The sequence below is a fragment of the Streptomyces sp. NPDC051563 genome, from assembly GCF_044454225.1.
Classification (GTDB): Bacteria; Actinomycetota; Actinomycetes; order Streptomycetales; family Streptomycetaceae; genus Streptomyces.
Genome location: NZ_JBITDL010000008.1, coordinates 257,552 through 265,440, shown reverse-complemented (window position 1 = coordinate 265,440; position 7,889 = coordinate 257,552). Strand labels below are relative to the sequence as shown.

The following is a 7,889-nucleotide window of genomic DNA, read 5'->3' as shown; positions in this document are numbered from 1 at the left end:
ACCGGGCGGCCATTCCTTCGAAGTCATCAACGACAGACCCCCATCAGCCACACCCGGTCCTCCCGGACCGCCTCACATTCTTAGGGACCCCCATGGCCCACGGCATCCTGAGCCAGATCCTGGACTATTCCAGCCGCGCGAACCCGTACCCGCTGTACGAGGAGCTGCGCAAGACCCCCGTCTTCCACGACGGGACCGGACCGTACGTCATCAGCACCTACTACGACATCCAGAGCCTGCTGCACGATCCGCGGCTCAGCTCCGACGCCCGCAACCTGGCCGCCACGGCCGGGGACCCGCTGGCCGAGGGCGGGGAGGCGGAGGAGACGGCGCTGCCGCCGAGCTTCCTGAAGCTGGACCCGCCGGAACACGACCGGCTGCGCCGGATGACCAACCGGCCCTTCGGGCCGCCGCACGCCCCGCACCGCGTCGACGGGATGCGCGGCGGGCTGAAGGACATCGTCACCGGTCTCATCGACAACCTCGGGGACACCGGGAACATCGACCTGGTCGACCAGTTCGCGTACCCGTTCCCGGTGACGATGATCTGCCAGCTGCTCGGCGTACCGCGCGAGGACGAGCCAAAGTTCCACGTCTGGGCCGACACCCTGGCCGCCAGCCTGGATCCCGATCCGGACGCCGACCCGGCCGAGCGGCAGCGCAAGACCCACGACTCCCGCATGGAGCTGGGCATGTACCTGGCGGGGCTGATCGAGCAGCGCCGCAAGGACCCCGGCGAGGACATGCTCTCCCAACTGGCCGTGGGGCACGGCCCGGACGAGTCCATGTCCACGATGGAGCTGCTGAGCACGGCGGCCCTGCTGCTGATCGCCGGCCACGAGACCACCGTCAACCTGATCACCAACGGGATGCTGACCCTGCTGCGGAACCCGGACGTGCTGGCGCACCTGCGGCAGGAGCCCGGGCTCGCGGTGCCGCTGGTGGAGGAGCTGCTGCGGTTCGAGCCGCCGGTCCAACTGCTGCCGCAGCGGACCCCGTTGGTGGACATCGAGGTCGGCGGGATCACCATCCCCAAGGGCTCCTCGATGTGGCTGATCCTCGCCTCCGGCAACCGGGACCCGAACCGCTTCGAGAACCCGGACCGCTTCGACCCGTACCGCAAGGACATCCAGCACCTGGGGCTGGGCAGCGGCATCCACAGCTGCTTCGGCGCCCCGCTGGCTCGGCTGGAGGCCCAGCTGGCACTGACCGAGCTGGCCCGGCGGCTGGAGAACCCGCGGCTGCTGGAGGATCCGCCGCCCTACCGGCAGAACGCGGTCCTGCGCGGACCCCGGCACCTGCGGATCGCCTGCGACGGGATCCGCCCCTGAGCGGTACCCGCGCCGCCCTCGCGCCGCACCCGAGCAGGCCCTGAGCGGGGCCCGGACCGGACCCGGTCCGGGCCCCGCCCGCGGCTATGACCAGCCGAAGCGGCGGTCGACCTCGCGCTCGAACTCCGAGAAGGTCAGCACGTCGTCGCCGTCCGCGTTCGCCCGGTCGAACAGCGCCGAGGAGGTGTCCACGTCACCCAGCGCCCAGAAGGGCAGATCGCCCTGGGCTGCGAGGGTGGGGCCCTTGCTGCGCAGGGCCGTGATCACCTCGACCCTGGTCAGCACCCCGTCGCTGTTCAGGTCGAGCGCGTCGAAGAGCTTGCGGGCCTTCTCACTCATGACAGGTCCTTTCGATGGGCGGCGCTGTGCGGGCGACGGCGGGGCGAGGACCCCGGAGCGTCAGCCTATGACCCGCCTCCCCGCCTCCCGAGGCCGGTGCCCCGCTACCGCACCCCGTCCTACAGGACGGGGACGGAAGCCTCCCGCTGCTGCGGTACGGCGAGCGGCGCCGGCCGGGAGTCCTCCTGCTGGAGCGACACCGTCCGCGTGGGGGCGGGGATCGAGATGCCCTCCGCCCGGAACCGGCCGTGCAGCCGCTTGATGAACTCGTGCTTGATCCGGTACTGGTCGCTGAACTCGCCGACCCCGAGGATCACCGTGAAGTTGATCCTGGAGTCCGCGAAGGTGTGGAAGCGTACGGCCCCTTCGTGGTCGGGAACCGCGCCGTTGATGTCCGCCATCACCCCGTCGACCACGTCCAGGGTCACCCGCTCCACGTGCTCCAGGTCGCTCTCGTAGCCCACTCCGACCTGGACCAGGATCGACAACTGCTGCTCGGGCTGGGTGAAGTTGGTCATGTTCGTGCGCGCGAGCCGTCCGTTGGGGATGATCACCAGGTTGTTGGACAGATTGCGGACGACGGTGTTGCGCCAGTTGATGTCGACGACGTACCCCTCCTCGCCGCTCGTCAGGCGGATGTAGTCGCCGGGCTGCACCGTCTTCGAGGCGAGGATGTGCACGCCCGCGAAGAGGTTGGCGAGGGTGTCCTGCAGCGCCAGAGCCACCGCGAGACCACCCACACCGAGGGCGGTGAGCAGGGGCGCGATGGACACGCCCACGGTTTCGAGGGCGACGAGCAGACCCATCGCGAGCACCAGCACGCGCGTGATGTTGACGAATATGGTGGCCGATCCGGCCACTCCCGTCCGGGACTGGGCCACGGACTGGACGAGGCCGGCGACGACACGGGCCGCGCCGACGGTGGCCACGAGGATCAGCAGCGCGGTCAGCGAGTGGTTCACCCACCCGGAGGCGCGCTGCCCGAGGGGCAGCGTCGAGGCGGACACGGCGGCGCCCGCGATGACGGCGGCCGCCGGTGCGAGGGTGCGCAGGGCGTCGACGATGATGTCGTCGCCGCTCCAGCGGGTCCTGAGCGCGTGCTTGGCCAGCCAGCGCACGAGGGCCCGGAGCAGGAGCCCGGCGAGGCATCCCGCGGCGAGGGCGATCGCGGCGACCAGCCAGTCGTGCAGGACGAGTTCCCGGGTCAACGGACGTCCTCCGCCCCTTGCCGGACCGGGGAAGCGGGGGCCGGCCCTGCGGGCCGCCGGATGAGGGGTGTGGTCACCTTGTCACCTGTCAGGTCGTCGTGCATGGGGCCTCGTTCGCGCCTGCGTGCGATGCGGGACCCTGCGTGCGATGCGGAACGAGGTGCCATCCTGCCCCATGATCAACGCGGCGGATCGGGCGGGCCGGGTGCCTCGGTCGCCGCCGGGTCCAGGATCCGGTTGAGGAAGCCCCTGGTCCGCTCGTGCAGGGGGGCCCCGACCACCTGGGCCGCCGGGCCCTGCTCCACGATCACTCCGCCGTCCATGAACACCACCCGGTCCGCGACCTCGCGCGCGAAGCTCATCTCGTGGGTGACGACCATCATGGTCATGCCCTCGCCCGCCAGGACCCGCATCACCGCCAGTACCTCGCCGACGAGCTCGGGGTCCAACGCCGAGGTCGGCTCGTCGAAGAGCATCACTTCCGGGCCCATCGACAGGGCCCTGGCGATCGCCACCCGCTGCTGCTGGCCGCCGGACAACTGGGCGGGGTACGCGCCGGACTTGTCGGAGAGGCCGACGCGCTCGAGGTTCTTCCGGGCCACGGTCTCCGCCTCGGCCCTGCCCCGGCCCAGGACGCGGCGCTGGGGCAGGACGAGGTTGTCGCGCACGCTCACGTGCGGGAAGAGGTTGAACTGCTGGAAGACCATGCCGATGCGGCGGCGCGCGGCGTCGATGTCCACGTCCGGGTGGGTGAGCTCGGTGCCGCCGACGAAGACCCGCCCCTCGCTGGGCTCTTCGAGGAGATTCACACAGCGCAGCAGCGTCGACTTGCCCGATCCGGAGGGGCCGATGACGCACACCACCTCGCCCCGGGCGATGTCGAGGTCGATGCCGCGCAGGACGTGGTTGGCGCCGAAGGACTTGTGCAGTCCCCGGATCTCGATCTCCGGTCCGTCCGTGGCCGTGGTGTCCACCGCTGGGGTCTCCTGTCGCATGTCTTCCTCACGCGGCCTTGTCCGCGCGGGCTTCCAGGCGGCGCACCACGAAGCTCAGCGGCACGGTCACCAGGAGGTAGCACAGGCCCGCGACGAGGATCGGGGTGGAGTTGGCGGTCTGGCTGGCGAGGTCACGCCCGAATTTGGTCAGTTCGCGCTCGGACAGCGTCACTCCGAGGAACAGGACGAGCGAGGAGTCCTTGAACAGCAGGACGAGTTCGTTGGTGAGGGGCGGGATGACGATGCGGAAGGCCTGCGGGATGACGATCGAGACCATGGCGCGGGCGTGCGAGAAGCCGAGCGAGCGGGCGGCTTCCATCTGCCCCCTGGGTACGGCCTGGATGCCGGCCCGGATCGTTTCCGCCATGTAGGCAGCGGCCACCAGTCCCAGCCCGATGGCGACCTTGCCGTACGTGCCGCCCGGGATCTCCGTACCGGGGAAGGCCAGGGGGATCGCCACGCCCACGAAGATGAAGATCAGCAGGGCCGGGAGCCCCCGGAACAGCTCGATGTAGACGCTCGCGACCCACCGGTACGGGGCCACGGAGGAGAGCCTCATCATGGCGATGACCAGTCCGAGGACCAGGCCGAGGAGGAACCCGGACGTCGTGTAGATCACCGTGTTGCGCAGGGCGGTGGTGATGATGTCCGGGAAGAGCCGCAGCGCCAGGTCCTTCTGGGCGAACTGGTTCTGCAGCCTTCCCCAGTCCGCGGAGACGGCGATCAGGACCAGCACGGCGGCGAAGAGCGCGTACTGCAGTCCCTGCGAGACCCGGCGGCGCTGGCGCCGGGTCAGCCGGGAGGTCACGGGGTGGTCTGGGGCAGCGGGCCGATCCACTGCTCGTAGAGCTTCTTGTAGGTGCCGTCGGCCTTGGCCTCGGTGATCGCCTTGTCGATCGCGGCAACGAGGGCGGTGTTGCCCTTCTTCACCGAGAAGCCGTACTGCTCACCGGTCTCGATGTTCTGGCCGAGGGTGAACTCGGCGGCGTTCTTGGGGTCCTTGAGCCAGCCCTGGACCACGGGGTAGTCGATGACGACCGCGTCCACCTGGCCGGTGCGCAGTCCGTTGATGACCGCGTCCGAGCTCTCGAAGGCGACGGGGTCGAAGCCCTGGGCCTTGGCGTAGCTCTCGCCGGTGGTCTCGGCCTGCGCGCCCAGCTTCTTCGACTTCGCCTTGAGGTCGGCGAGCGAGGTGACGCCGCTCTTCTTGGTGGCGAGCAGTGCCTGGGTGGCGTCGAAGTAGGGGACGGAGAAGTCGACGTTCTTCTTGCGCTCGTCGGTGATCGTCATGCCGGCGGCCGCGAGGTCGCACTCGCCGGAGTTCAGGAAGGCTCCGGTCTTGAAGTTCTCGAAGGGGGTGTCGAGGATCTTCTGCTCGACCTGGAGCCGGCTCGCCACGAGGTCGACGAGGGCCACGTCGAAGCCGACGACCTTGCCGTCCTTCTCGAACTGGAACGGCGGATAGGGCAAGTGGGTGCAGGTCGTCAGTTTGCCCTTCTCCACGACGGGCACGCCGCCGGCCGCCTCGCTCGGACCGTCACCGCCCGAGGAGCAGCCCGCGACGAGGAACGCACCCGCCGCCGCGGCCGCTGCGGCGCCGCGGATCCGGACGCTGGCGGGGATGCGGAGGCCGCCGGGGCGCTTGCGGTTTCCTCTGGCCGTCCGGAACACGGTGGACCTCCACGAGTGCGGGTCGAGCGGCGATCACGGAACGGGACCGTCCGCGGCGATCGTAAGCCACGGGCCGTGCCCGCTGAGGGATCTTCCGCCATGCGTTCCGGGGGCGCCAGGGCGGATCCGGCCATGATCGCCCGGCTTCACGCCCCCGCCGCTTGCGAACGCACCGCGGCCCGGGACCAGGTGCCGTACCTGGTCCCGGGCCGCGCACGACCGCCCGCCCACCGGGCTGAAGCCCGTGCCGTCACCTCTGCGGAGTCAGCCGCTCCCACAGGAACGTGTGGACCAGCGCCTCGTTGAAGGCGGTCTGCCCGTGGTCGGTGGCGCCCGCGTGCCCGCCGCCGAGGTGCTCGTGGAAGAGCACGGGGTGCCCCGCCTCCTTCAGCCGGGCCGCCATCTTGCGGGCGTGCCCGGGGTGGACGCGGTCGTCGCGGGTCGAGGTGAGCAGGAGCAGCGGGGGGTACGCGGGCCCGTCCGTCCGGACCTGGTGGTACGGGGAGAGGCGCTCCAGGTGCGGCCGGTCGGCCGGGCTGTCGGGGTCCCCGTACTCGGCGATCCAGCTCGCCCCCGCGAGCAGCTTGTGGAAGCGGAGCATGTCCAGCAGCGGGACGTGCGCCACGACCGCGCCGAACAGCTCGGGGTCGCGGGTGAGCATCGCGCCCATGAGGAGCCCGCCGTTGCTGCCGCCCTCGATGCCGAGCTGGGCGGGGGTGGTGACGTCCCGGGCGATGAGGTCCCGGGCCACGGCCGCGAAGTCCTCGTAGGCCCGTACCCGGTTGGCGCCGAGCGCGGCCTTGTGCCACTGCGGCCCGTACTCGTGGCCGCCCCGGATGCCCGCCACCACGTAGGTTCCGCCGCGCGCGAGCCAGGCGCGGCCGGTGACCGCGCTGTAGCCCGGGACCATGGAGATCTCGAAGCCGCCGTAGCCGTAGAGCAGGGTGGGGCCCGGGCCGGTGCGGTCCTGGGGGCCGATGACGAAGTACGGGACCCTCGTGCCGTCCGCGGAGCGCGCGAAGTGCTGGCTGACCGCGAGGGCGGCGGTGTCGAAGAGGGCCGGGCTCTGCTTGACGGTCTCGTCGGCGCCGGCCGGGGCCGTACCCCGGTAGAGGGTGGACGGCTGGAGGTAGCCCGAGACGTTCAGGAAGAACTCGTCGCTCACGTCCGGATCGGTGCCGGTGACGGAGGCCGTGGACAGCGGCGGAACGCCGGACAGCGGAGTGCGGCTCCAGCCGTCGGGGCCCGGCCCGGGGGTCAGGATCTCCAGGCGCGAGGAGACGTCGCAGTTCGTGGTGAGGATCAGGTGGTGGCGGGTCCAGCTCCAGCCCGCGAGGGCGGTGTGCTCGTCCGGGGTGAAGAGCACCGCCGCCTCGCGCTCCCCCGCCCGGAAAGCCTCGAAGTCGAAGGCGAGGAGACTGCCCGCGACGTGCCCGAGCCACGGGGACTTCGGCGCGACGATCAGCCACTCGCGGTGGACGGAGGCCCCGGCGTCGTCGGGGACGTCGATCTTCTCGGGCGCGGCGGTCGGATCCTGAGTTCCGTCCCCGGGTCCGCCCCCTGGGAGGAGGAACATCTCCTGGTTCCAGAAGTCGATCTGCCGGTGGACGAAGTCCCGCTCGAAACCGGGCGTGTCATCGTGCCAGCCGGATGCGCTCACGTCCGTCGGACGGCCCTCGTAGACCGTTTCCGCCTCCGCGAGGGGGGTGCCGCGCCGCCACCGGCGCACCTGGAGGGGGTAGCCGGACACGGACATGGAGCCGGGGCCGAAGTCCGTGCCGATCCAGACCCGGTCCCGGTCGATCCAGCCGATCCGGGTCCTGGCCTCGGCGACTTCGAAGCCACCCGTGACGAACTCCCGCTCCTCCAGATCGAATTCGCGCACCACGCAGGCGTCCGCCCCGTCCCTGGACAGCATGACCAGGGCGTGGCGGTGATCGGGAGCCAGGACCGCGGCGCCCGCCCAGGCCCACTTCTCCCCCTCGGCCTCGGCGAGCGCGTCCAGGTCGAGGACCGGCTCCCAGTCGGGCCGCTCCTTGCGGTACTCCTCCAACGTGGTGCGCCGCCACAGACCGCGCACGTGGTCGGCGTCCTGCCGGAAGTTGTAGAGGTGGCGTCCCCGCCGGCGGGCGTAGGGGATCCTGCCGTCGTCGTCGAGGGCCTCGCGGATCTCCGACTCCAGCACCTTGAAACCGGGATCCGAAGCCAGCGCGGACACCGTTTCTTCGTTGCGTTCGCGCACCCAGGACAGGGCGGCCTCGCCGGTCACGTCTTCCAGCCAGAGGTAGGGGTCTTCATCGCTCATCCGCCGATTGTGCAGGATCGGACGGTGGTCGCGAGCCGCC

The 7,889-nt window shown here is 70.9% G+C and carries 7 protein-coding genes; 1 reads left to right on the top strand and 6 read right to left on the bottom strand.

The features are described 5' to 3' along the window. Positions 1 to 92: 92 nt before the first annotated feature. Complete coding sequence (locus ACIA8F_RS12605) at positions 93 to 1,331, top strand: cytochrome P450 (protein ID WP_399378285.1); 1,239 nt, start codon at positions 93 to 95, stop codon at positions 1,329 to 1,331. Positions 1,332 to 1,415: 84 nt separating this feature from the next. Here the strand turns inward: ACIA8F_RS12605 and ACIA8F_RS12600 are convergent, their stop codons facing one another. From ACIA8F_RS12600 to ACIA8F_RS12575, 6 genes are all read right to left on the bottom strand, one after another. Then, entirely contained in the window at positions 1,416 to 1,670 is a 255-nt protein-coding gene (locus tag ACIA8F_RS12600) for an EF-hand domain-containing protein (protein ID WP_399378284.1), read from the bottom strand. Between the two features lie 119 nt (positions 1,671 to 1,789). Continuing rightward, entirely contained in the window at positions 1,790 to 2,878 is a 1,089-nt protein-coding gene (locus tag ACIA8F_RS12595; RefSeq protein WP_399378283.1) for a mechanosensitive ion channel family protein, read from the bottom strand. A 179-nt stretch (positions 2,879 to 3,057) separates the two neighbouring features. Beyond that, positions 3,058 to 3,873: an amino acid ABC transporter ATP-binding protein gene (locus ACIA8F_RS12590; RefSeq protein ID WP_399378282.1), complete on the bottom strand. Its 816-nt coding sequence runs from the start codon at positions 3,871 to 3,873 to the stop codon at positions 3,058 to 3,060. 7 nt (positions 3,874 to 3,880) lie between these two features. Then, the gene (locus ACIA8F_RS12585; RefSeq protein WP_399378281.1) at positions 3,881 to 4,711 is read right to left on the bottom strand and encodes an amino acid ABC transporter permease; all 831 of its coding nucleotides are present in this window, start codon (positions 4,709 to 4,711) and stop codon (positions 3,881 to 3,883) included. Continuing rightward, complete coding sequence (locus tag ACIA8F_RS12580; protein ID WP_399378295.1) at positions 4,678 to 5,496, bottom strand: ABC transporter substrate-binding protein; 819 nt, start codon at positions 5,494 to 5,496, stop codon at positions 4,678 to 4,680. Before ACIA8F_RS12580 ends, ACIA8F_RS12585 begins: the two co-directional genes overlap by 34 nt. A gap of 298 nt (positions 5,497 to 5,794) precedes the next feature. Beyond that, positions 5,795 to 7,849 (bottom strand): prolyl oligopeptidase family protein, encoded by a 2,055-nt coding sequence (locus ACIA8F_RS12575; RefSeq protein WP_399378280.1) that lies wholly within the window; start codon positions 7,847 to 7,849, stop codon positions 5,795 to 5,797. Between the last annotated feature and the right edge of the window lie 40 nt (positions 7,850 to 7,889).

What these genes read in the sequence shown, in the direction of transcription:
- ACIA8F_RS12600 (WP_399378284.1), bottom strand. Translation starts at nt 1,670, where the DNA reads ATGAGTGAGAAGGCCCGCAAGCTCTTCGACGCGCTCGACCTGAACAGC.
- ACIA8F_RS12590 (WP_399378282.1), bottom strand. Translation starts at nt 3,873, where the DNA reads ATGCGACAGGAGACCCCAGCGGTGGACACCACGGCCACGGACGGACCG.
- ACIA8F_RS12575 (WP_399378280.1), bottom strand. Translation starts at nt 7,849, where the DNA reads ATGAGCGATGAAGACCCCTACCTCTGGCTGGAAGACGTGACCGGCGAG.
- ACIA8F_RS12605 (WP_399378285.1), top strand. Translation starts at nt 93, where the DNA reads ATGGCCCACGGCATCCTGAGCCAGATCCTGGACTATTCCAGCCGCGCG.